The 20,507-nt window shown below is 51.5% G+C and carries 22 protein-coding genes; 10 read left to right on the top strand and 12 right to left on the bottom strand.

Features of this window, described 5'->3' with window-relative positions; all coding sequences use genetic code 11:
• Positions 1-95: 95 nt before the first annotated feature.
• Both H5P27_RS11010 and H5P27_RS11005 read right to left on the bottom strand, forming a co-directional pair.
• Positions 96-1,079: a malate dehydrogenase gene (locus H5P27_RS11010; RefSeq protein ID WP_185660442.1), complete on the bottom strand. Its 984-nt coding sequence runs from the start codon at positions 1,077-1,079 to the stop codon at positions 96-98.
• 111 nt (positions 1,080-1,190) lie between these two features.
• A complete protein-coding gene (locus tag H5P27_RS11005; protein WP_185660441.1) occupies positions 1,191-2,261 on the bottom strand; it encodes a 3-deoxy-7-phosphoheptulonate synthase in 1,071 nt (356 codons plus the stop codon).
• 266 nt (positions 2,262-2,527) lie between these two features.
• Between H5P27_RS11005 and ygfZ the strand changes: the two genes are divergently transcribed.
• The 3 genes from ygfZ to H5P27_RS10990 all read left to right on the top strand — a co-directional run bounded on the left by ygfZ (position 2,528) and on the right by H5P27_RS10990 (position 4,082).
• A complete protein-coding gene (ygfZ, locus tag H5P27_RS11000; protein ID WP_185660440.1) occupies positions 2,528-3,436 on the top strand; it encodes a CAF17-like 4Fe-4S cluster assembly/insertion protein YgfZ in 909 nt (302 codons plus the stop codon).
• Positions 3,433-3,639, top strand: a complete 207-nt coding sequence (locus H5P27_RS10995) for a hypothetical protein (RefSeq protein WP_185660439.1) — start codon at positions 3,433-3,435, stop codon at positions 3,637-3,639. The genes ygfZ and H5P27_RS10995 overlap by 4 nt, the downstream gene beginning before the upstream one ends.
• A gap of 128 nt (positions 3,640-3,767) precedes the next feature.
• Complete coding sequence (locus H5P27_RS10990; protein ID WP_185660438.1) at positions 3,768-4,082, top strand: HU family DNA-binding protein; 315 nt, start codon at positions 3,768-3,770, stop codon at positions 4,080-4,082.
• Positions 4,083-4,164: 82 nt separating this feature from the next.
• On the opposite strand, the gene H5P27_RS10985 is transcribed toward H5P27_RS10990, so the two are convergent.
• Genes H5P27_RS10985 through H5P27_RS10975 form a run of 3 tightly spaced genes read right to left on the bottom strand, consistent with a single transcriptional unit; the run spans position 4,165 to position 6,914 of the window.
• Positions 4,165-5,061, bottom strand: a complete 897-nt coding sequence (locus H5P27_RS10985) for a prepilin peptidase (protein ID WP_185660437.1) — start codon at positions 5,059-5,061, stop codon at positions 4,165-4,167.
• 10 nt (positions 5,062-5,071) lie between these two features.
• Positions 5,072-5,995, bottom strand: a complete 924-nt coding sequence (aroE, locus tag H5P27_RS10980) for a shikimate dehydrogenase (RefSeq protein ID WP_185660436.1) — start codon at positions 5,993-5,995, stop codon at positions 5,072-5,074.
• Positions 5,996-6,044: 49 nt separating this feature from the next.
• Complete coding sequence (locus tag H5P27_RS10975) at positions 6,045-6,914, bottom strand: transglutaminase family protein (RefSeq protein WP_185660435.1); 870 nt, start codon at positions 6,912-6,914, stop codon at positions 6,045-6,047.
• A gap of 216 nt (positions 6,915-7,130) precedes the next feature.
• Here H5P27_RS10975 and H5P27_RS10970 point away from each other — a divergent pair, with 216 nt between their 5' ends.
• Positions 7,131-7,340 (top strand): hypothetical protein, encoded by a 210-nt coding sequence (locus H5P27_RS10970; RefSeq protein ID WP_185660434.1) that lies wholly within the window; start codon positions 7,131-7,133, stop codon positions 7,338-7,340.
• Here the strand turns inward: H5P27_RS10970 and H5P27_RS10965 are convergent.
• Positions 7,337-7,741 (bottom strand): response regulator, encoded by a 405-nt coding sequence (locus H5P27_RS10965; RefSeq protein ID WP_185660433.1) that lies wholly within the window; start codon positions 7,739-7,741, stop codon positions 7,337-7,339. The two genes, H5P27_RS10970 and H5P27_RS10965, sit on opposite strands and share 4 nt — an antisense overlap.
• A gap of 213 nt (positions 7,742-7,954) precedes the next feature.
• Between H5P27_RS10965 and H5P27_RS10960 the strand changes: the two genes are divergently transcribed.
• Together H5P27_RS10960 and xseA are read left to right on the top strand one after the other, a co-directional pair.
• The gene (locus tag H5P27_RS10960) at positions 7,955-8,626 is read left to right on the top strand and encodes a TVP38/TMEM64 family protein (RefSeq protein ID WP_185660432.1); all 672 of its coding nucleotides are present in this window, start codon (positions 7,955-7,957) and stop codon (positions 8,624-8,626) included.
• Between the two features lie 31 nt (positions 8,627-8,657).
• Positions 8,658-9,986 carry an exodeoxyribonuclease VII large subunit gene (gene xseA / locus H5P27_RS10955; protein WP_185660431.1) on the top strand — a complete coding sequence of 443 codons (1,329 nt, stop codon included), beginning with the start codon at positions 8,658-8,660 and terminating at the stop codon, positions 9,984-9,986.
• On the opposite strand, the gene H5P27_RS10950 is transcribed toward xseA, so the two are convergent.
• On the bottom strand, positions 9,983-10,399 hold the full coding sequence (locus tag H5P27_RS10950; protein ID WP_185660430.1) for an ACT domain-containing protein: 417 nt from the start codon (positions 10,397-10,399) through the stop codon (positions 9,983-9,985). The two genes, xseA and H5P27_RS10950, sit on opposite strands and share 4 nt — an antisense overlap.
• A gap of 610 nt (positions 10,400-11,009) precedes the next feature.
• Here H5P27_RS10950 and H5P27_RS10945 point away from each other — a divergent pair.
• From H5P27_RS10945 to H5P27_RS10930, 4 genes are all read left to right on the top strand, one after another.
• Positions 11,010-11,522, top strand: a complete 513-nt coding sequence (locus tag H5P27_RS10945) for a hypothetical protein (protein WP_185660429.1) — start codon at positions 11,010-11,012, stop codon at positions 11,520-11,522.
• A 70-nt stretch (positions 11,523-11,592) separates the two neighbouring features.
• Positions 11,593-12,102 (top strand): outer membrane lipoprotein, encoded by a 510-nt coding sequence (locus tag H5P27_RS10940; protein WP_185660428.1) that lies wholly within the window; start codon positions 11,593-11,595, stop codon positions 12,100-12,102.
• Positions 12,103-12,209: 107 nt separating this feature from the next.
• On the top strand, positions 12,210-14,345 hold the full coding sequence (locus tag H5P27_RS10935) for a thioredoxin domain-containing protein (protein WP_185660427.1): 2,136 nt from the start codon (positions 12,210-12,212) through the stop codon (positions 14,343-14,345).
• Position 14,346: 1 nt separating this feature from the next.
• Positions 14,347-14,790: a peroxiredoxin gene (locus H5P27_RS10930; protein WP_185660426.1), complete on the top strand. Its 444-nt coding sequence runs from the start codon at positions 14,347-14,349 to the stop codon at positions 14,788-14,790.
• On the opposite strand, the gene H5P27_RS10925 is transcribed toward H5P27_RS10930, so the two are convergent.
• The 5 genes from H5P27_RS10925 to H5P27_RS10905 form a co-directional block, all read right to left on the bottom strand.
• A complete protein-coding gene (locus H5P27_RS10925; RefSeq protein WP_185660425.1) occupies positions 14,783-16,390 on the bottom strand; it encodes a beta-N-acetylhexosaminidase in 1,608 nt (535 codons plus the stop codon). The genes H5P27_RS10930 and H5P27_RS10925 overlap by 8 nt on opposite strands.
• Position 16,391: 1 nt before the next feature.
• Complete coding sequence (locus H5P27_RS10920) at positions 16,392-17,096, bottom strand: HAD family hydrolase (RefSeq protein ID WP_185660424.1); 705 nt, start codon at positions 17,094-17,096, stop codon at positions 16,392-16,394.
• A 68-nt stretch (positions 17,097-17,164) separates the two neighbouring features.
• Complete coding sequence (locus tag H5P27_RS10915; RefSeq protein WP_185660423.1) at positions 17,165-17,911, bottom strand: pseudouridine synthase; 747 nt, start codon at positions 17,909-17,911, stop codon at positions 17,165-17,167.
• A 104-nt stretch (positions 17,912-18,015) separates the two neighbouring features.
• Positions 18,016-18,957: a DUF4097 family beta strand repeat-containing protein gene (locus H5P27_RS10910; RefSeq protein ID WP_185660422.1), complete on the bottom strand. Its 942-nt coding sequence runs from the start codon at positions 18,955-18,957 to the stop codon at positions 18,016-18,018.
• A gap of 157 nt (positions 18,958-19,114) precedes the next feature.
• Positions 19,115-20,122, bottom strand: coding sequence for a small ribosomal subunit Rsm22 family protein (locus H5P27_RS10905; protein ID WP_185660421.1), 1,008 nt, complete (start codon positions 20,120-20,122; stop codon positions 19,115-19,117).
• Positions 20,123-20,507 lie beyond the last annotated feature (385 nt).

The following is a 20,507-nucleotide window of genomic DNA, read 5'->3' as shown; positions in this document are numbered from 1 at the left end:
TGATGGTCCGTTTCTAAGTACGTTCCTTGGATTTGACAAAAAAAATGCCTGCCGCAGCTGCGACAGGCATTCGTAAAACTTCGTTGGGGCGAGTCTTAAGGAAGCAGGTCGGCGACCATTGCTTTCTCTTCTTTAAGCTCGTTCTCAGTTGCGACGACCTTCTCCTTACTGAACGCGTTGAGTTCAATGCCTTCTACCACGGAGAGCTTTTCGCCGTCGCTCTTCATTGGGTAGGAATACATGAGGCCTGGCTCGATGCCGTATTCGCCTTGGGAGCAGATCGCTACGCTGAACACGTCGTCAGAAGGAGTCTTGCGGACGATGTTGGCTACGGTATCGATCGCGGCGTTCGCTGCCGATGCGGCGGAAGAAAGGCCGCGAGCCTTGATGATGGCCGCCCCGCGCTGTTGGACGGTTGGGATGAAGTCGTCCTTGTACCAGGCTTCGTCAGTGATGACGTCGGTAGCCGCTTTTCCGCCGATGGTGGCGTCAAAGTAGTTCGGGTACATGGTAGAGGAGTGGTTGCCCCAGATGGCGAGATTCTTAACCTCGGTAGTGTCTACTCCTGCCTTGATGGCGAGCTGAGTCTTGGCACGGTTTTCGTCGAGCTTGGTCATGGCGAACCAGCGATCCTTAGGGATGTCTGGAGCGTTGTTCATGGCGATCAAGCAGTTCGTGTTACAAGGGTTTCCGACTACGAGAGTGCGGATATCCGAGGCGGCGTTCTCTTGGATCGCTTTGCCTTGGGAAGTGAAGATCTTTCCGTTGATTCCGAGAAGGTCCTTACGCTCCATACCCGCTTTGCGAGGTACGGAACCGACGAGCATGGCCCAGCTCGCATTGTTGAAACCTTCGGCGAGATCACAGGTCGGGACGATGCCTTTGAGGAGTGGGAACGCGCAGTCTTGCAGTTCCATCACAACGCCTTCGAGGGCGCCCATGGCAGGCTCGATCTCGATGAGACGCAGGACCACTGGCTGGTCTGGCCCGAGTAATTGTCCTGACGCGATGCGTACCAGGAGGGAGTATCCAATTTGTCCGGCGGCGCCGGTAACGGCCACGTGTACTGGGTTTTTCATAGCTCCTCCAAACTAGTTGGAGATGTTATGAAAGCGAATCAAATAAACAAGCAGTGCTAATAATTAGCACTACCTTTTCAGGGTGATTAGAAAAACTTACAAAAGTGTAAGTTATGCATTAGAGGTCGTTGCGAAGCGTGCTCCAAGTTTCTCGTAAGCGGAGAGGATGCTTGCCTCTGTGGTAGCCCAGTCGATGCAGGCGTCGGTGATCGATACGCCGTAAGCGAGTGACTCCTTAGGGGCAGGGAACTTTTGGTTTCCTGGACCCAGGTTACTCTCGATCATTACGCCGATCAGAGAATCGTTCCCTCGTTCGATTTGGCTGACGACATCTTCAAAGACGACGGGTTGGCGTTCGTGGTCCTTGTTGCTGTTGCCATGGCTGCAATCGACCATGATGGCAGGAATGAGGCCTGCTTTCTTGAGGTCGGCTTCTGTCTTCTCGACGTATTGCTCCTCGTAGTTGGGCCCAGCGCTTCCGCCACGCAGTACGACGTGGCAGTTAGGATTGCCGCGAGTGGTGACTGCGGAAGCTTGACCGTCGGTATTGATGCCGAGGAATGTCTGTGAACCGCTGGCCGCCTTGATGGCGTTGACCGCGACTCCGACCGTACCGTCCATCCCATTTTTGAATCCAAGTGGCATGGAGAGGCCTGAGGCCATTTGGCGGTGGGTTTGCGATTCGGTGGTTCTCGCTCCGATAGCGGCCCAAGATACTAGGTCCGCAATGTATTGAGGTGTGATCGGGTCCAGCAGCTCGGTGGCGGTCGGGAGGCCAAGGTCGATTATCTGGCGCAGGAACTGGCGGGCGACGCGAAGGCCCTTGCGGATGTTTTCGCTGCCATCCAGGTCGGGGTCCATGATAAGCCCCTTCCATCCAAGAGAAGTGCGAGGCTTTTCGAAGTAGACGCGCATCACCAAATAGATGCGGTCCTTAACCTTTTCGCTCAGGGCGGCGAGGCGTTTTGCATACTCCAGTCCGGCGGCGGTATCGTGGATTGAGCAAGGGCCGATTACCACGAGGAGGCGTTTGTCTCCGCCGAAGATGATTTCATGGATTTCCTCTCGAGACTTGGAAATGAATTCCGCTTGCTCTTCCGATTTGTCATACTCCGAAATGAGTTGAGATGGGGTAGGGAGAGCCACGGTTTGAGTGACGTTTATGTCGGAGGTGTTTTTCACGGCGTGCGTTATTGGGTGAGCCCAACGGAAATTTCAAATGCGAATTCCCTCTATTCCTACGGAAATTCTCGAAGAGTGGGCAAAAATCAGGCGGATCGCCTACCCCTAAGCGATCCGCCATTCGTTTTCTTAGTTACCCCAAATTCTCGCTAAGCGAGAAAGTGATTGTTGATCTGAGGGCCTTGATGTTTTAATTCTTACAAGTGTCAACCATAAATAAAACAACTAGTTTAGCTCCTCGGGAATAAGCCCAACTGATTCATTAAATGCCTTACAGCCCCTATACTCCCGCTTGTGTAATCGAAGTTTCCGGACCGGATGCCGGCGAATTTCTGCAAGGTCAATTTTCCAACGATCTGTCCTCTCTGGAGACTGGCGAAATGTCCTATGGCCTCTGGCTGGATCGAAAGGGAAAGATCGTAGCCGACAGCTTTGTCCTCCGTAGAAAAGAAGAAGAGTATTTGCTAGTAAGCTACTATTGCCCGGAGGCACTGGTTTACGAGCGCCTTGATAGCTATTTGATTATGGAGGACGCGGAGCTCAGGAGACGGACCTCCAGTGTCTCGGCCTATTGCTTGCTCGGGCTGGAAGACTCTTTTGAGCTACCGGACGGATTGCCCCTGCCGGCTGATGGCAAATTTGTGGAATCTCAGGGATTGATCGTTTTTGCAGGAAGGCGCGGAGAAGGCCGCAACTTCGAGATGCTCGCTCTCGATGAGGATTCCTCCGCGGCAGCGGCAGCGTTTGTCGATTCTCTCGAATGGGAAAGGGTGGAGGATGCCGAGCTGAAAGCCTTAGCGGTGCGTTCCAAATGTCCTGAGATCGGGCGTGGTTTTGGGAGCTCTGACTTGCCGCAAGAATTGGGACTGGAGAGAGAGGCAGTTTCTTTTAAAAAGGGCTGCTATCTTGGCCAAGAAGTTATGGCTCGTCTCAATGCGATGGGGCGAGTTCGCAAAACGCTGGCTCTTTTGCGGATTGAGTTTGAGGAGGGAGCGGAAGCGCTTGTTTTGCCGATCGACCTGATTGACGGGGCTGGGAAGAAACAGGGCCAAGTGCGTTCGATTTCTGGAGATTTGGGGCTGGCGATTGTCAATCTAGGTTTCGATGGCGATATGCTGAATGGAGCCGGAGCGAGCTTCCAGCTCCTAAGAGGAAGTGAGGAAGCGGACTTATGACGGAACGTGAGCAGGTGGCGGCGTTGCTCGAAAAGATGGGTGCCGATGCGAAGCAGGCCGAGGTGATGGCTGGGCAACTTCTTAAGCGATCGGAGCAGATCGCGGTTGAAAGGGGCATCGATCGACTAGAGGCATTGACAAAGCTTCTGGAGCTTGTGCGCTCTGGGCGAGCGGGGGAATCTCCTGAAGATCTTGGTAATTAGGGGGTTTTGCGGCTTAAATTTGCCTTTGTGTGCACGTTTTGTTTTGACCGTCCCTCTCTGAGCGATTCAGTAATCTCTCGAATCTGTTTCTCAGACTTACCCTAACATCGTTATTAATTACTCCGCATATGAATAAATCTGAACTTATTGCCGAAATCCAAAAGAACCTAGGCGACTCATCCAAGGCAGAAGCCGAGAAGGCACTTAGCGCTGTTTTGGCTTCGGTAAAGACTGCTGTTAAGAAGGCAGCCAAGGAAGTTAAGCTTCGCGACAAGGACTCCAAGGATGCGGTAGCTATTCAGCTCGTAGGTTTTGGTACTTTCTCGGTCGGCAAGCGTTCCGCTCGTACGGGCATCAACCCGCTGACCAAGGAGCCTCTCAAGATCAAGGCTAGCAAGAACGTGAAGTTCAAGGCTGGCGCTGGTTTGAAAGAAGTTCTCTAAAAGACCTGATAAACTTTCAAAATTGCCTGCAGCTCTCGAGTTGCAGGTTTTTTTGTGCCTACATTCCGGATACGTTCAAGTTCTATTGGAAAAGCTGTTCGAATTGAGCGAAGTATTGTCGCACCTCGGTTTCCAAAAAAAGCGAAAACAAGAGCGCTCCTCCTGCCAGCATTGGACCGAAAGGAATGTGGTTTTCCTCCTCGGCCTGTTCTTCTGTATCCGAATTCTCATTTTCCGGAACAACTGGAGACTTCTTTTTGAAAGGAAGCCAGAGCAGAAGACCGATGCATCCGAGTAGCGCACCTCCAAAAATGGAGAAGATGGCTCCCTGCCAACCTAGGAAAGCGCCGATGCCGCCCATCAGCTTAACATCGCCGAATCCCATCGCTTCTTTTTGCAGCACCGTCTCTGCTAGTAGAGCTATCCATAGGATCGTTCCGGAGCCAATCAAGATTCCCAGCATAGACTGAAATGCAGAATTTATCGCGGCCTGAGCGAATTCGGATCTGTCGAAATTATGTAGTTCCGGGACTAATACGGAAATTGCAAAGCCCGTGATTGCTAGCCCAATGGAAAAGCGATCCGGGATTTCCATATGGTCTAGGTCAATAAAGCTAGCGCACACCAGCATGGAAATAAGTACCAAGATGCAAAGTGCCTTGAGGGGACTGTGTTCGAGCCAGGCGAATAGAAAAAGAAAACCAGTGAGTGCCTCGATGGCTGGGTACCTAAAGCTATACTTCGATTTGCAGCAACGGGCTTTCCCGCCGAGGATAAACCAGCTAAGGATGGGGATGTTGTCGAACCACTTAATGGCTTGCCCGCAGGCGCAGGTAGAACCCGGCGTGACGATCGATCTGTTTGCCGGTATTCGGTAGATGCATACGTTCAGAAAACTACCAACAATGGCTCCGAAGACGAAGGCGAACGAGCTTAGGAACCACGGTATTTCGCTTTCTAGGAATTCGATCGTCTGCATTCGGAGTTGGTTAGTGTTTCGCGAGGGCGGCTTCAGCAGCCTCCTGCATAATCTCGGAAGGGGCATCCTGTCCGGTCCAAATGCTGAGCGCCTTTGCTCCTTGATGAACGAGCATGCCTAGCCCATTTGCGGTGGTCCCCCCTTTGAGGCGAACAATCTCCATCAATTTGGTAGTAGGCGGATTATAGATCATATCGAAGCAGTACGCGTTTTCTGGTATCTTGCTCTCGGGTATCGGCGTAGGATCGTCTGGCTTGAGGCCCAGCGAGGTGGCGTTAACGAGAAGGCAGTCTGAGTGGAGCTCGTCGATCGATTGGGGTGAAAGGGACCTGAGTTCGACTCCAGACTTTTCAGCGAGCGGCCTCAGTTCGTTGACTAGTTTTCCTAGCCGCTCCTGATTCCTGTTTACGATGGTTAGCGTAGCGCATCCGTAGTGTATGGCCTGTATGGCAGCAGCCCTGGCCGCGCCTCCGGCTCCCAAGAGAACGAAATCTGAATGGGCGATCTCTTTGGATAGGGAGATTTTTATGCCTTGGGCCAGTCCGTAGCCATCCGTATTGAACCCTTTCCAACCGTTTTCCGTCTTTTGAAGGGTATTCACGGCGCCAATTGTTTTTGCCAGGGGATCTATTTCCGCTGTCGCAGGAACTGCTATTTCCTTGTGGGGAACGGTTAGGTTTAGCCCAAGAAAGCCTTTCTCCCGAAAAATAGGAAGGCTCTCGATTAGGAGCTCCGCGGGTATTTCAAAACGAAAGTATTTCCAATTGCTAAAACGCTCATCCTTCTCCGCCAGCTTAGCGATCGCAGCGTTGTGCATCTGAGGACTGATGGAGTGGCGGACTGGATTGCCAATCACTGCGAGAGACGGGCCTGATCGGGACCAATCAGTCAAATTTTCCAAGGTGTAAGTGATATCGGCTGAGGTGTCGGGCATCTCGGATATCGTTAATTATCAAGCACCTCTGGCGAGCTCTTTTTTAAGCCTAGGCTCTTGGCTGCTTGGTATGGGCGTCTTGGAATTCTTGCACGAAGCTAGTGAAGAGGCGGGACATGTTCTCGTCACCCTTGGTCGAATAGTGATTCGCCAGGTTTCGGCAGCAGCGGGTTAGCACTTCGCGAATCGGGGCTGGGGCTAGATTTCCAATCTGAGCAGAAGAAAGGTAACCAGAAGAGTAGTCGAGAAGTTGACCGGGAGCGATAAAGCGCCCTCGTTTAAAAGGGTCTATGTAAAAAGGAAGATCCTCTTCGAATGAGCCTACTAGAAAGTGTCCGGGGTAGGCGATTGGATCTAGGTCAGCTCCCAGTCGCTGAGCCACTAGGAGGTAGAGGATGGATAGGGAAATAGGTAGGCCGCGTTTGGTTGCTAAAACACGATTCAGAAAACTGTTCTCCGGGTTTTCGTAGTCTTCCACGTTTCCCCTGAATCCTAGTTCGTGGAAAAGGACGCGATTTATCACGACGCAACGCTCCCTTGGCGAAATCGGTTTTGCGATTAGCTCCTTGCAACGTTGGGCTATGGCTTCGATTTGTGAGCAAATGTCGCCGGCTTGCAGGTCTGGGTAGGCGACTCGGCTGAGCATTATCATCCCTGTCTCCAACTCGTAATTCTGAGATCGAATGAACTTTCTGAATTCGGCGGCAGGGTTGGCGTTTATGATCTGTTTTAAGACTCGTTTCGCATGGGCGGCGAGCAGGCGGTTTTCGCCGTTGCCCAGATCTTCCAAAAAATCGCAAGCCTCCGGTCCGAGGCGCGACAGTTCGGTGATCAAAGCCTTTTGGACGAGAGGGCTAGGGTCATCGAGCAGGCTACGAAACGCATCTTTTTTCGCGGCTGTCAGGTCTACGGATTGCACGGTAAGAAGGTTGAAGGGCGCGCTGCGCGATGGCAACAAGCTTAGGGCAGAAAAGGACCTTTCCGCCATGCCTCTTGGTTTTTTCCATCTGTTTGCGTTTTGTTAAAAATCATAAAAATCGTTTGATCCAATTTAAGTTAAGGTCGTAGACGGCGATACACGATGCGGGAAGAGATATTCTTCCGACAGAAAGGATTCTGATAACACACCACGAGCATGGAACAGCTCTATCCAAGAAACATTTTAGAAAGGCACTATCCGGTACTGCGTGAACAGCGGGAAAGGGAAGAGCGTGCCGAGGAGGCAGAGCCGGAAGCTGATCCGAGCGATACCTACTATTTTCTAGGTTCGAGGGAGGTTGCTTTGCACGAGAATGAGCCGGTTTCAAGCGGCCCTATCGGTAGCAATCTGAATACGATCGCCTAGTTCTGCTCTTCTGAGGACGTCCTCTTTTCGAGTCCTGCCTGAACGGTTTGGATGATATCGCTTGCGGTAAAGGGTTTGGCAATGAAGCCAGAGATCACCCGCTCACCTAGGCGCTCGCGAATTTCGGCTCCGAAAATGCCGCTCATCGCAAAGACGGTTAGGTCAGGAGAGGTTGTGCGCAATTTGTCGTACAAATCTTCTCCGTAACTATCTTCGAGATTCATATCGAGCAGGCAGCCGGCGATGCTTTGCTTGTTCTCTTCCAAAACCTCGAGTGCTGAACGTGCGTTTGAGGCTTCAAGGGTTTGTATATCGATGCTTTCGAGGATGGCTTTCAGGACCGCTCGGATCCCGTCTTCATCATCGATTATCAGTATCTTTCCCTTTTCCTCCTCAGGCATGAGACTGTTTTTTCGGTCTATCTGGCAACGAGTAAAGCTTTAGTATGCGAAAGTGGTACAATTGCCTAAGTTCAAGTCTTCAAAGACCTGTGTCGTAGCCAACGCTTGAATACGCTTTTCTAGGCTATGCAGTCTAAAAGTTGCTTTCCCAATCCAGGCCCAGACTTGAAACTGAGTTTGCCTTCCGGAATTCGCCCGTAAAAGTGGTCGCAAGTGAACTTGCCGCGCAAAAAAGTCAGCCTCATCCTACTCGCTCTTGTGGGCCTCCTGATTGTCTCTCTCTTGGTTTGGCGGTATCGAGAGTACATCAGTCGCGAGAGCCTTATGCAGGTAATCGAGCATTTCGCCGCCATGGGGCCGTGGGCTTACTTTGGGCTTATGGCTGTTCTGCCTTTGTTTTGGTTTCCGCTGTCGCCATTTCTACTTTTCGCCCCCGCTTTTGGGTTGAAAATAGCCATTCTGGGTTCCCTCTGTGCCCTGACGGCCAACATGATCGTATCGTGGCTTGTATCAGGAAAGTGGTTCCGCCCCGTGTTCGTGCGTTTGGTTGCTCGATTCGGATACTCTATACCCGAGTTCTCGGAGAGAAGGATGTTGGGTATCGCTCTCATGTTGAGACTGACGCCCGGGGTTCCATTCGCTTTGCAGAACTATTTGCTGGGATTGGCTCAAATGCCCTTTGGCAGATATCTCTTGGCATCCTTACCGATCATTTGGACGGTCTCGGCTAGTTTTATCGTGCTAGGAGAATCGCTCATGACAGGAAACCTTAAATTAGCGGTGGCAGGTGTTGGATTGGCGATCGCCATTGCCATTTTGCTTCGCTTCTTGAGGGGGCGGTTGCAGGCCAAATCGATTGCGGAGGGCTCGAATAATGGGGCTTGAGGATCTGTTTGATGATTTTCCGCGAGTTAGCGTGAGCCAATATACCAAGGGCATCAAAAAGCTCTTGGAGGGTGGGATGCCTCCCAGTTGGGTGATAGGTGAGGTATCAAATCTACGAAGCCAGGCCTCAGGCCATTTGTATTTCTCGATCAAGGACGCGGGTTCTCAACTGCCTGCAGTCATGTTTCGCGGCCAAGCAGCTCGACTCCGCTTTGTTCCTCGGGATGGAATGCAAGTATCGGCTTTTGGGGAGCTGAGCGTTTACGAGCCTCATGGCCGCTATCAGCTAGTGGTTAGAGAACTCGAAGAAAATGGAGAAGGGCGGCTTTACAAGGAGTTTGAGCGCCTCAAGGCGAAGCTCTCTGCAGAAGGGATTTTCGACAAGCAACGGAAACGTCCGCTTCCGAAGTTACCGATGCGGGTGGCTATCGTTACCTCTCCCAGTGGCGCGGCTTTGCAGGATTTTATTCAGATTTTGAAGCGGCGTTCTTGGTTGGGGCGTTTACAGATTTTTCCGGTTAGTGTGCAAGGCGTTCGGGCTGCCGAAGAAATTGAAACAGCGATCCGATATATCAATGAGTTGGGCGACAGCGACCTCATCGTTGTTTCGCGAGGTGGAGGAAGTCTCGAGGATTTGTGGTGTTTCAATGAAGAACGCGTCGCTCGGGCTGTATCGAGTAGTTCGATACCTGTTGTTTCGGGTGTTGGTCACGAGATCGATTTTACCTTGTCTGATTTCGCTGCCGATATCCGAGCGGAAACCCCGTCGGGCGCTGCCGAGATGATAAGCAGTGGTTTGATGGAGACCCTAGATCGCCTCGAACTCGCTCGTTCAGATTTAAGCGAATTAGCGGAAGAGCGACTGCTTGAGCTCAAAGATGAATTGAAAAGCATGGGCAGGGAGTTGCGTGCTGTTTCTCCTCGTTCGTCTTTGGAGCGGGCTTTTCTTAAACTTGATGAAGTGGGTACCCGCTTCGAGGCGGCTTTCCGCGCTTCCCTTTTTGATCGCAGAGCGGTTTTAACAGCGCTTGATCGTCGATTTTCTCAGCAAAATCCCTCCCAGCTTATCGCCTCTACGCGAGAGCGATTGGATCGCTTCGGTCGGCAAATGGAGAAATGTTTGGCGGAGCGAACGGTTGCCTTACGAGGCAGGCTTGATGTCGCAAAAGCCAAGCTTCAGGCCTTGAGCCCCAGCGGGACACTGAAGCGTGGATACGCTATCCTCGAAGATGAGAACGGTAGCGTTCTCACGCAAAGTCGCTTCGTTAAGAAGGGAAGCGAGCTTCGTGCGACCCTGAGCGATGGAGTATTGCAACTCAAGGTCGAGGGTCGTTCGAGTGACCCTAAGTCTAACGGCTAGGCCGCGTCCAAAATCGCAGTCAAGACTTGGCTCGCCAAGTGAATGTTGGAAACCTTCAGGATCAGTTTGGAACCGCCTCCTTCTTCATCCACGCTTGCGTACATGTAGTCTATATTGATGCCGCTTTGGGAAAACGCTTTGGTCAAAAATGCCAGCTTGCCTTTGCTGTCTTGAAGCCGGATGGAAAGCACGTCGTCCGTCTGGACCGAGTAGCCAGCCTCCACGAGCGCTGTTCTCGCGGTTTCGTGATCGTTGGCGACAAAGCGAAAGCTTCCGCTGGAATGCCCTTCATTCACGGTGATCGCGTTTAGGCTTATATCGTGTTCAGCAAGTTTGTCACTCAAGGTCGCGATGGCTCCAGGAGTATTTTCAACGTTTACGCTCAACTGGGTTTTGATCTCGAAGTTAATCATTTCAGGTATTCGGGAATCAGGTCTTTGGGTGTTTGGGAGAAAGAAAAAACCGGAGCGATTTGCTCCGGTTTGAAAAACGTATTCTGAAAATTAAGTTTCAGTCAAGTTAGGAGCTAAAGAGGGATTCTCGGCGTTTGAAATATCGCACCACGCGGTCGTGCTTCACCAAGCTTTGAAGCTGTGGTCGGGCAAATCTTTCATTTGCGGCACTTGCGAGGTCACCCCCAGGTCCTGGGATAAGGACGCGGAGAGGGGGGTTCAGCATTCCGGTCTTCTTGATTTTGAGGTCGTTCATTTGAGGTTCTTTAAGTAAGGTTATGACAGTAGTAGGTAAAATAGGTTCTGTAAATAGTTACCCGCGTCTAATCTTCTAAATCGGCGCGATTGAAACGATTTTGACCATTATGCTTACCAGAAATTTAGGAGTAAGTAGATATGCTTAGCTTGACTCGCTTCCGTTTTGGCGCGATCAAGGCGTACCCCTAAGATGAATTTGAACCACATCCCCCTCGCTTTTCTCCTCCAGGTTATGGTTTTCGGATCGCTTTGCGGCTGCGCGAGCAGTTCCCATTCTGCGAGTTCGAGATTTCCCGTTCCCAACGCTAGTGCGATGAAGAACGCGGAGGAGGGCACTGTTGTCATGGTTCGTAAAGTCCGCATAGATGGAGTCGCTACGAACATGGGAATGATTGTCGGAGCGGGAATTGGCGGAGCAGTTGGTTCAGTGGCAGTGCCGGTGGAAACTCAGACCACAGTCCAGCAAACGGGACCAGACACTATCTCGATCAACTCCAGTTCAAACGTAAATGAGAACAGGGCCGCGATGGCGGTCGGTACAGCAGTTGGTTCAGTGGTAGGGCGAAAGGTGGAGAAAGCCCTCACTGCGAAACTTGCTCAGGAAATAACGATCGCTATGGATGGCGGTGAAACTATTTCGGTCGTTCAGGAATACGAAGAGCCCGGCTTTTACGAAAACGAGCGGGTGAAAATCCTTACGGGCCGCATGGGCGAAAGTGTTGTTTATCATGCCAACTACGATCCGAATGCAGATCCCGAGACTAACGCTTATCTAATCCCGGAGGATGAAGAGTTGGAAGGTGATTTCGAACCGGTAAGTTGGTAGTTTTATTTGTCGTTTCCGGCATCACCAAGTTGGTGAATCCGTTTGCTAGGCGGCCGCGTATTGGTCGTTGATGGACAACTACAATGTTTCAGCAATACGTCTTGCAGGACGTTTGCTTCTCGGCTCGATGCTCATCCTTTTTTTGCAAGGTTGCGCTTCGAATGCCTATGAAACGGTTCCTCGCTCTACCTCTGGAAAAATTCAACAAGTCGATAGTGGCACGGTCGTAGCGACTCGCACTGTCGTAATCGAGGGGGAAGCAACCTATGTGGGTCGATCCAGTGGAGCTATCATAGGTTCCGCGGTTGGACAGACAGCGGGTGAAGGTTCAGGCCGAACCCTGGCTGCGGCTGGTGGAGCTGTAGTAGGCGGAATCGTAGGAGGAATGGTGGAGAAGGAGATGACTAAAAAAGTCGCTCAAGAAGTGACGGTGAGCCTCGATGATGGCGGTACCGTGGTTGTGGTTCAAGAGCGCAAGGATGTGGGCTTCGTAGAAGGAGATCGCGTGAGCGTAACCCAAACCCGAACGGGTGAAGCGCATGTTTCCCATGCTCATTACCAGAGCGATGGAATCTACTGATCTATAAAACATACCCTCCCGAGAAGTGAGAATTCGGCGGAGACTGCGATGAGCGGTCTCCGCTTTTTTCTTTAGCCCATAGCCAGCTGCGCAAAGCTGTTTCCGATATGCCTGACCCAAATAAGATTTCTCTTAACGATCTAGCCCGCAGCCGATCGCCCTATCTTTTGCAGCATGCGGATAATCCGGTGCAATGGCGGGAGTGGGGAGAGGCGGCCTTCGCGGAGGCTCGAAGAAGGGATGTTCCGATTTTCTTATCGGTAGGCTACTCAACCTGTCATTGGTGCCATGTCATGGCTCACGAGAGTTTTGAAGACGCAGAGATTGCCCAAACGTTAAACGAACTATTCGTAAACGTTAAGGTCGACCGGGAAGAGCGACCCGATGTCGACCGGATCTACATGTCCTACGTTCAGGCGACTGCGGGGCAAGGAGGATGGCCCATGAGCGTTTGGCTGACTCCAGATTTGAAACCGTTTTATGGAGGGACGTATTTTCCACCAACGGACAACTACGGTCGCGTCGGATTTACAACGCTCATCGATCGGATCGGAACCTTGTGGAGCGAGGACAAGGCAACTCTGTTAGGCTACGGGGAAAAAAGCCGCGAGCTCTTGCAAGAAAATGCCGGTCATCACCAATTGGAAGGGATAGCCGAGGCCGGGGACGCGATCGAAATGTGTCTAGAGGAGTTGAATACGGACTTCGATGAAGAATGGGGTGGTTTTGGTAGAGCCCCAAAGTTTCCGATGCCTGGCTATTTTAATATTCTCTTGGAGAAGTCGGCTCGACGCTCGAAAACGAAATGGTTAAATTTGATAACGAGTTCTTTAGACAAAATCTTGGATGGAGGGATTTGGGATCATGTGGGCGGAGGATTGCATCGGTATTCGGTGGATCAATACTGGCATGTGCCGCACTTCGAAAAAATGCTTTATGATCAGGGCCAAATGTCAGGCGTTCTTGCGGAAGCCTTTCGGATTTCAGGCTCTGCTCGATACGCCAAGGCCGCTTGTCAGATTATCGATTACGTATCACGCGATTTAAGAGGGGAGCTCGGTCAGCTCTTCGCGGCTGAGGATGCGGATAGCTCTCTGCCAGAGGACCCCACTCGACACGGGGAGGGCGCGTTTTATGTCTGGACGAAGCAGGAAATCGAATCTCTTTTAGGATCCGATTTTGAACTGTTCGCTGAGGCTTTTTATATTAAGTCAGAAGGCAATGCTCGCCCTGAATCGGATCCTCACGGGGAATTGACGGGAATGAACACGCTTATGCGGATTCGTGGCGACAAGGGGCTAGCGGCTCGGTTTGGCAAAACGGAATCTGAAGTGGCTCGTGTTATCGAGGCAGGTCTAAAAAAACTTTTCGATAAGAGGATCAAGCGGCCTCGCCCGCTTTTGGATGACAAGACTCTGCTGTCATGGAGTTCCTTGATGATCTCGGGAGCTTGCAAGGTATATCAAAGATGCGGATACGAACCGGCGTTGGAATTAGCGACCGATGCAGCAGAGTTTTTACTCGCGTCGATGCGGGAGGAGGCGACTGGTAGCCTTGCACGAGCTTTTCGAAATGGTCGCGGAAATCAGAACGGGTTCGCGGAGGACTACGCAGCGTTTGCCTGCGCTTGTTTGGATCTTTACGAAAGCACGTCGGAGGTCAAATGGCTCCAAATGGGACGCGAGCTTCTTGAAGAGTTGGAACACCGTTTCTTGGATCACAAGAGGGGTGGATATTTCGCCACGGAATCAGGAGACGAGAATTTGTTGGTTAGGCTGCGGGACGATTACGACGGATCAGAGCCAGCGGCCAGTTCTCTCGCAGCCATGGCGCAGCTGAAGTTTGCGAGTTTGCTAGATGATGATGAGTTCAGAGAGCGTGGTAGGCGAACAGTGGAGGCATTTGGCTTCCAGTGGAAACGAGCCCCGCGAGCTATGCCTCAAATGCTTGTAGCGGCCTCGCGATTCCTCGATTCGGATCAGCAGATTGTTTTGATAGGAGAGCGCGGCACCGACTCGTGGCAAAGCTTCACTTCGACGATTCACCGACATCGGGATATAGGCAGTGCGTTTGTCGCTCTAGATAGAAGGGAAGGGATTCCAAGTATCCTTAGTGGCAACTCGAAGCTAGCACCGATGTTGGAGAGTGTTTCGGAAGGTGGAGCCAAGGTTTTTATTTGTGAAGACTTTGCATGCAAAGAGCCCGTTGAAACCGTAGAGGCTGTGGAAAAAATCCTGTGTTGATATGGCCTTAAAAATTGGAACAAAAGCACCCGAATTCGAACTTCCCTCCACAAGTGGAGATACCTTCGTCTCGCGAGAAATGCATGGGAAACGTTGGGTATTGTATTTTTATCCCAAGGACTTCACTCCGGGCTGTACCAAAGAGGCCTGCTCATTTCGAGATGAGTTTGCGGAGTTGAGGCAAACGGACATTCCAGTTTTCGGGGTGAGCCGGGATTCGATCGAGTCGCATTTGCAGTTTAAGGCGAAACATTCCTTGCCATTCGAACTATTAGCCGACGTTTCCGGAGAGGTAGCTAAACTCTATGATGCTCGAATGCCAATTATTGGGGTCACCAAACGCATAACGTATTTGATTGATGGAGACGGTTTCGTTGCTGGCGTGCACGACGAATTGTTTGGGGACAAGTCGCACGTCGCGTCGATGCTGAAAGCGATCAGGTGAAGAAGGCTACGCATTCTTCCAGCCCTCCGGGCCTGTTTCGAAGCAGCCAGTAGTGGCGAAATCTCGAAATCAGCTCCTTGGGTACAGGTAACGGATGCTGTCGGTTGAGGATGGAAATCCCTTTTTCGGCAGCGAAGAGGAGTAGATCGCGAGCGAGTCCCAATTCGCCATCCACAGCGAGACCTGTTAGGCTCTCCCTAGCGGACTCTAGCTCCAGCAAGTCGAGATCTCCTCGCAGGTTTTCCAAGCTGTCAATTTTGGCGAAGAGAATCTTGTTCAGCCAGCTTCCGTTGTGGAGATATTTCGAGAAACTTCCGGCAATAGCGCTTAGTGCAATAATTGCATCGTATTCAGAAACCGATAACGGATTCGGAATCCTTTGGGATGCCGATTTAAGATCGAGGTCTTCGTTGCTAGCATTCCAACTTCGGGAGGCTGCTTGGAGAATGGCAGGAATACTAAGGAGAGAGCTTTGATGGTGTCCGTTGTCGCCCCAATCTGTTAGCAGGAGTCCTACTGCTCCATGTTGGTACGCGTTGAATGCGGCGGAATCTATGTTTGGCAGCGATGTGTACAGCCTGCCTCCAATGGAGTTCCAAGTCGATGTTCCCGGCACGACGTAGAAATCAACTCCTGCGTTCTTCATCGCCATACATTGCTCCGGAAACGGATGATCAAGCTCGTAACCCCACAGTAGGGCAGTGGTATCCTCTCCTAACTCTGTGGCCAATTGGGGATCATTTATAATGATATCTCCCCAGAATTGCATACGCTTTCCGTATTTGCGCACATTATTTTGGATACGAAGGAGATGGTCTAGGTATACTCTTGTTTTGCCATGATTGTTAACCAACTCTTTGCTAAAACCTTGTCCCAGCTCCCAAGGTTCATCACCACCGACATTGAAGTTTTGAGAGGAGAAGTTTGGCAGTAATTCAGCGAACAGTTCGTCGACGAATTTCGCTGACTCTAGAGTCGGCTTCAGGGTAGAGCCAAATTCCTTCCATCCGGCAATGGGATGCTCAAAACCGTTTGGAGATTCGGCAAGGTGTTGGTACTGGGAATGGCGTAGCCAACGTTCCATATGCCCGAATGAATTTTGGTTGGGAACGAGCTCGATATGACGAGCGGCGCAATAGGCATCTATTTCGCGAATCTCATCCGGTGTTAGGGGAGAGGCATCTTGCCACACGATGCGGTGATTTTGGTAGGCGAAGGTGTGTTCCGTATAGAGCTGCAGCTGGTTGTATTTGAGTGATGCGAGCAGGTCGACCAGTTCGAGCAGGGATTGCATGGAGGGCACCTTGCAGCGGGAAATATCGAGCATGTAGCCCCTTGTCTTTAGATCCGGCCAATCCTCGATTTCGAGGCAGGGAAGTGTGCCTGTATCTGGAGATTGCTGCCTGATTTGATTCAGGGTTGCCTGTGCGTAAAAAGCGGCGGCTTCGTCGTAGGAGGATACTGCGACCTGTTGCTCCGTAATCTTGATGGTGTATCCATTCTTTGGGGCTAAATGAGAAATGGATATCCCGAAGTTGTCAGCCCCGCGATAGAATCCATCGTGCAGGACGATTTTTTTGACGGCGGGAAACAGCAGCATTTTAGCTCGTCAGGGCCGCAACCAAAGCGGGTAGATGCTTGATAGAAGCGAGTTCGTGGAAGTTGTCGTTTTCGTTAGGAGCGGTCGCGACCCTCTCGTGCTCCCAGGTCAAATGATACGGAATATGTACTCCAAGGCCCCCTTGTTCGAGAATCGGTAGAATGTCAGATTTGAGGGAGTTTCCGACCATGAGAAGTTTGGTCGGGTTCAATCCATGCTGACGGAATAGGCGAGCGTAGTCTTCTCGCTTCTTTTCGGATACGACTTCGATGTGTTTGAAGTAGGGAGCTAGGCCCGATTTTGTTATCTTGCGTTCTTGGTCCCTCAGATCGCCCTTTGTTATGAGCATTAGGGGATAATCTTGGCTAAGGGCAGCGATGGTTTCCTCGACTCCTTCTAGTAGCTCGACTGGATGAGCCAGCATATTTTTGCCGAAGTCCAGTATGTTGCGAAGCTCCTCGGCGGAGATGGAGCCCTTTGTCAGCTCAATGGCAGTTTCTATGCTCGAGAGGGTGAAACTCTTTACCCCGTAACCGTAGAGTTCGAGGTTTCGCATTTCCGTTCTAAACAAAGTCCGCTCTACCGTTTCTTCATCATGGTAGGCAGCTAGGAGCTTGCAGTATTTTCGGTGGTGCTCCTCGAAAAGGTTCTCGTTGTGCCAGAGCGTGTCGTCGGCGTCGAAAGCGATTGTGGTGATGCGGCTCATGTCGCGTGCGAGACTTTCACGAAATTTCGCCTGAATGCACGACTAGAATGAGGAATTATACAAAGCTATTAGGTTCCTTCATAAGCGTAAGGAAGCCCTAGAAGAGCTGCGGAGTGCAGGAAACTGTCCTCAGGTTCGCAGTCGATAGCAACCTCGGTATTCTCGAAAGGGTGTTGAAAACTCAAATGAGTCGCGGCGAGCAGCAGTCTTTGGATGTCGAAGTTGGAGCGGGCGAGTTTGTTGGTTTTGTTGCAACCATGACGAACGTCTCCAATGATGGGGTAGCGAATGTGGGCTAGGTGCCTTCTTAGTTGATGACGCCTCCCAGTGTGAGGTTTCAGTTCTAGCAAAGAAAAACGAGAGGTGGCGTATCTTTCGGTCGGATACGGGAGTTCGGAAGCTAAAAGACGCTGGTAGTGGGTGAGGGCTTCTTGGGTTTGCTCGCTCTTTATGTGCCCGTCGAGGTCTTCGTATTTGTTTAGTGGAGAGTCGATCGAACCCGATTCGGGGGTATGTCCACGCACGATAGCATGGTAGCGTTTCTGGACTTTCCGCTCTTGAAAAAGCACCGATAGGCGGGTGCCCGCCTCTTGGTCCAGGCCAAAAAGTAGTATGCCTGAGGTAGGACGATCAATTCGATGGGCGGGATAAACCATTTGGCCAATCTGATCTCTTAGGACCTGTATCGCAAAACGCGTTTCGCGACGATCGATGGGGCTTCGGTGCACGAGTAATCCAGAAGGCTTGTGAATAGCGATGTATCGATCGTCGCGATACAGAATATCAAGAGACGGTATGGACTCGGCTTCTAGCATGGGGAACTAGGATCGGATTGAAATTTGAATATTACAAAAGGAAAAGCCCGCATCCTCGGATGCGGGCCAGCTCATAACCTTATATCTGACTGTCTTATACCATACTAAATTTCTGAAATGCTTACGCCACCGCCGCTAGTGGATAGCTGAACGAGGGGGCCGTCGCCGTTAACCCTGCCTTCGATCGACCTCTTGTTCATGGTACCCTCAAAGGCTCCTCCGTGCCTGAAAGATACGTTTCCTCCATTGGATTTCGCTTCCAGCGTAAATCCTTGATCACGGGGAAGTTCGATTTTCACACTTCCTCCTGAGGTAGAGAGGCTCGCTGGAGCTTGGGTTCCTTGTTCTAAAACTGCGGATACGCTTCCGCCGGAGGTCTTTAGGGTTACGGGCTTCTGTGGGGCTGTGTTTAGGTGGACCTTGATGCTTCCCCCCGAGGTGCGGGCGTCGAGTCCTGCCACTTCACCCTCTACGTTGATGCTGCCACCTGCAGTGCGAAGCGTGACTAGACCTGTTACTGATTCGACGCGAATACTTCCTCCTGAAGTGCGCGCATCTGTATCTCCGTTGACGTTTTCGATTCTGATGCTACCGCCAGCAGTTCGAAGCTTAATGGGGGCGTTCATATCTTCGGCGCTCAGGTTGCCGCCGGCTGTGTGTATGGCTGCTGGAAGTGAGTTCGGAAGGGTGAGGGTCGCGCTCTTGTAGCCTTTGGATCCTTCGGAAAACCACCCGAATACCCCGCTAGTCTTTTTGTATTCGATCTCAATTACCAGTGTGCTGCCATCCCTGCTAATTGATTTGCTAGCCCTCGAGGGGTCGAAACCTGTAAGTGGTTTTTCAAGCACAAGCTCAAGGTCACTACGTTCTGAACCAACGAGAGCCACGCTTGCTCCTGAAATCGAGAAATCCACTTCTGTGATTCCATCTAGGTCGATGACTTCTATCTCGTCCGCTGCAGAGACAGGGGAGGCGATTAACGTGGCTGCTAAAACGGCTGTGATAGCCGGAAGAAAGGCGTGGGAAAAGAGTGTGTTTAGTTTCATGGGCAAGTCGGTTACTTGCCTATGTATACTCTTCTAGGAGGGATGGGTTACTTGGATTTTCTTTTTTTCCTCAGTTGGACTGAAACCTTGCTACCCGGAAGTCTTGGGAGGTCTTGCGCGGGATTGAGACTAGGTGGGTTCAAGTGAATGATAAGCTTCAGATTTGGACGCCACTTTTTAGGCGGCCAGTACTTGCATCGATCTGAGTCCACTCGAATAAGGTCGTATCCGGACCCTTTTTGAGAACTTTCCAGAGTTGCTTGTCGTCTCGCTTTTGCAGCTCCAGATCTCGAAGACCCTCTTGGTCGCAGCTGAGTAGACGGGTGTAGCCTTTGAACTGCCGCGGACGACCGATTAGTCGAGAATGCTTGCTGCTGTCACCTCGTTCCGCGGGCACCGTTTTTTGCATGGCGAGAAAGCTGTAGGGCAAGGAACGGAGATCGATCTCCATGGTTTGGGAGAATTTAGTCCAAAAACTTTCGGTGAAGGCTTCCACTGGTGGTTTGCCGAAAAAGTGGCACCAGTGGCGGGTATTTTCATCTTCGAGCATTGGGCAGCTGTCGCACCGGCTGCAAGGGGCTAGAATGGAAAACGCATCCCGCAATGCTTCCCGCTGGGCGATGAGCTTTCGGCTAGCGCTGTGGTTGCCAGGTTCCACGAATATAAGTTGTGCTGCTGTACGGAGCTGCTTTGACAGGCTCTGTTGTGCTTCGTAACCGAGTTCACTCACTGCGTGGCTGACTAAGGCCAAGGCGTCGCTTAGCTCGCTGCTTTCGCCTGAAACTGGAGCGGGTGCGATCTTAACCTGAAGTTGCGGGTAGGCTTGACTGATGGTCTTTTGCGCAAAGCGACAGGCTGCCGCGGAGTGGTCCCAAAGGTAGACCTCATCGAAATAGCTGGCCCCGAAAAATTCGAGCACGCGCAAGGTCGCGATCCCTGAGCCACAGCCCCAGTCGAAGATTTTGCGGGAAATTGGAGTAAAGCCTGCCTTTCTGAGTTCAAGTAGGGCGCTATCCCATTTCCAGCCGATGCGTGCGGCGAAGGTGGCATGGTAGTCGGCTAAATCGCTTTCGTTCTGCCAGTAGACGCCAGGTGTGGAGCTGGTTTCGAGGAAGTGGGCTCGAAGCCTCTGTAGCGTATCCCAATTGATTTCCGTATCTTGCATTCTTCGATGGGTTTTCGAATTCCGCAGGAGCATGGGAGTTCGAGCTAAGGTGACAAGCCTTCAGCTACTCAAAGGGCTGCGGTGTTCCATTACAGGATCTAAGGAAAAGGAAGCGCACCTCCCTTAGGGCGGTAGGGATATATCTCGCGGCAAGCTTCCCCATCTACCAGAGAGGAAAGTTCCCTATTTTAAAGTAAGGGGATCTGGAATGCCTGCCGATTGGGGAAATAAGGGGCAATTCTGGGCTAGCCACGAAAAGATTACTCATCAACCAAAGTGTAGCTAGCTTATGAATACGAAGACTTCAGTGGTTTGGAGGTAGCGTTTCCGGTTTCGACTAAGGTCGCCTAGGGAGAAATCCCGGGATGCAGATGAAGGGTTCGAT

The organism is Pelagicoccus albus (genome assembly GCF_014230145.1).
Taxonomy (GTDB): domain Bacteria; phylum Verrucomicrobiota; class Verrucomicrobiia; order Opitutales; family Opitutaceae; genus Pelagicoccus; species Pelagicoccus albus.
The sequence above is the reverse complement of the archived record's forward strand: the minus strand, read 5'-3'. Positions and strand labels throughout refer to the sequence as shown.

Excerpts from the sequence above, each read along its gene's own strand:
- H5P27_RS11010 (WP_185660442.1), bottom strand. The coding sequence starts at position 1,079 with ATGAAAAACCCAGTACACGTGGCCGTTACCGGCGCCGCCGGACAAATT.
- ygfZ (WP_185660440.1), top strand. The coding sequence starts at position 2,528 with ATGCCTTACAGCCCCTATACTCCCGCTTGTGTAATCGAAGTTTCCGGA.
- H5P27_RS10995 (WP_185660439.1), top strand. The coding sequence starts at position 3,433 with ATGACGGAACGTGAGCAGGTGGCGGCGTTGCTCGAAAAGATGGGTGCC.
- H5P27_RS10990 (WP_185660438.1), top strand. The coding sequence starts at position 3,768 with ATGAATAAATCTGAACTTATTGCCGAAATCCAAAAGAACCTAGGCGAC.
- H5P27_RS10985 (WP_185660437.1), bottom strand. The coding sequence starts at position 5,061 with ATGCAGACGATCGAATTCCTAGAAAGCGAAATACCGTGGTTCCTAAGC.
- aroE (WP_185660436.1), bottom strand. The coding sequence starts at position 5,995 with ATGCCCGACACCTCAGCCGATATCACTTACACCTTGGAAAATTTGACT.
- H5P27_RS10970 (WP_185660434.1), top strand. The coding sequence starts at position 7,131 with ATGGAACAGCTCTATCCAAGAAACATTTTAGAAAGGCACTATCCGGTA.
- H5P27_RS10965 (WP_185660433.1), bottom strand. The coding sequence starts at position 7,741 with ATGCCTGAGGAGGAAAAGGGAAAGATACTGATAATCGATGATGAAGAC.
- H5P27_RS10950 (WP_185660430.1), bottom strand. The coding sequence starts at position 10,399 with ATGATTAACTTCGAGATCAAAACCCAGTTGAGCGTAAACGTTGAAAAT.
- H5P27_RS10945 (WP_185660429.1), top strand. The coding sequence starts at position 11,010 with ATGAAGAACGCGGAGGAGGGCACTGTTGTCATGGTTCGTAAAGTCCGC.
- H5P27_RS10940 (WP_185660428.1), top strand. The coding sequence starts at position 11,593 with ATGGACAACTACAATGTTTCAGCAATACGTCTTGCAGGACGTTTGCTT.
- H5P27_RS10935 (WP_185660427.1), top strand. The coding sequence starts at position 12,210 with ATGCCTGACCCAAATAAGATTTCTCTTAACGATCTAGCCCGCAGCCGA.
- H5P27_RS10930 (WP_185660426.1), top strand. The coding sequence starts at position 14,347 with ATGGCCTTAAAAATTGGAACAAAAGCACCCGAATTCGAACTTCCCTCC.
- H5P27_RS10925 (WP_185660425.1), bottom strand. The coding sequence starts at position 16,390 with ATGCTGCTGTTTCCCGCCGTCAAAAAAATCGTCCTGCACGATGGATTC.
- H5P27_RS10920 (WP_185660424.1), bottom strand. The coding sequence starts at position 17,096 with ATGAGCCGCATCACCACAATCGCTTTCGACGCCGACGACACGCTCTGG.
- H5P27_RS10915 (WP_185660423.1), bottom strand. The coding sequence starts at position 17,911 with ATGCTAGAAGCCGAGTCCATACCGTCTCTTGATATTCTGTATCGCGAC.
- H5P27_RS10910 (WP_185660422.1), bottom strand. The coding sequence starts at position 18,957 with ATGAAACTAAACACACTCTTTTCCCACGCCTTTCTTCCGGCTATCACA.
- H5P27_RS10905 (WP_185660421.1), bottom strand. The coding sequence starts at position 20,122 with ATGCAAGATACGGAAATCAATTGGGATACGCTACAGAGGCTTCGAGCC.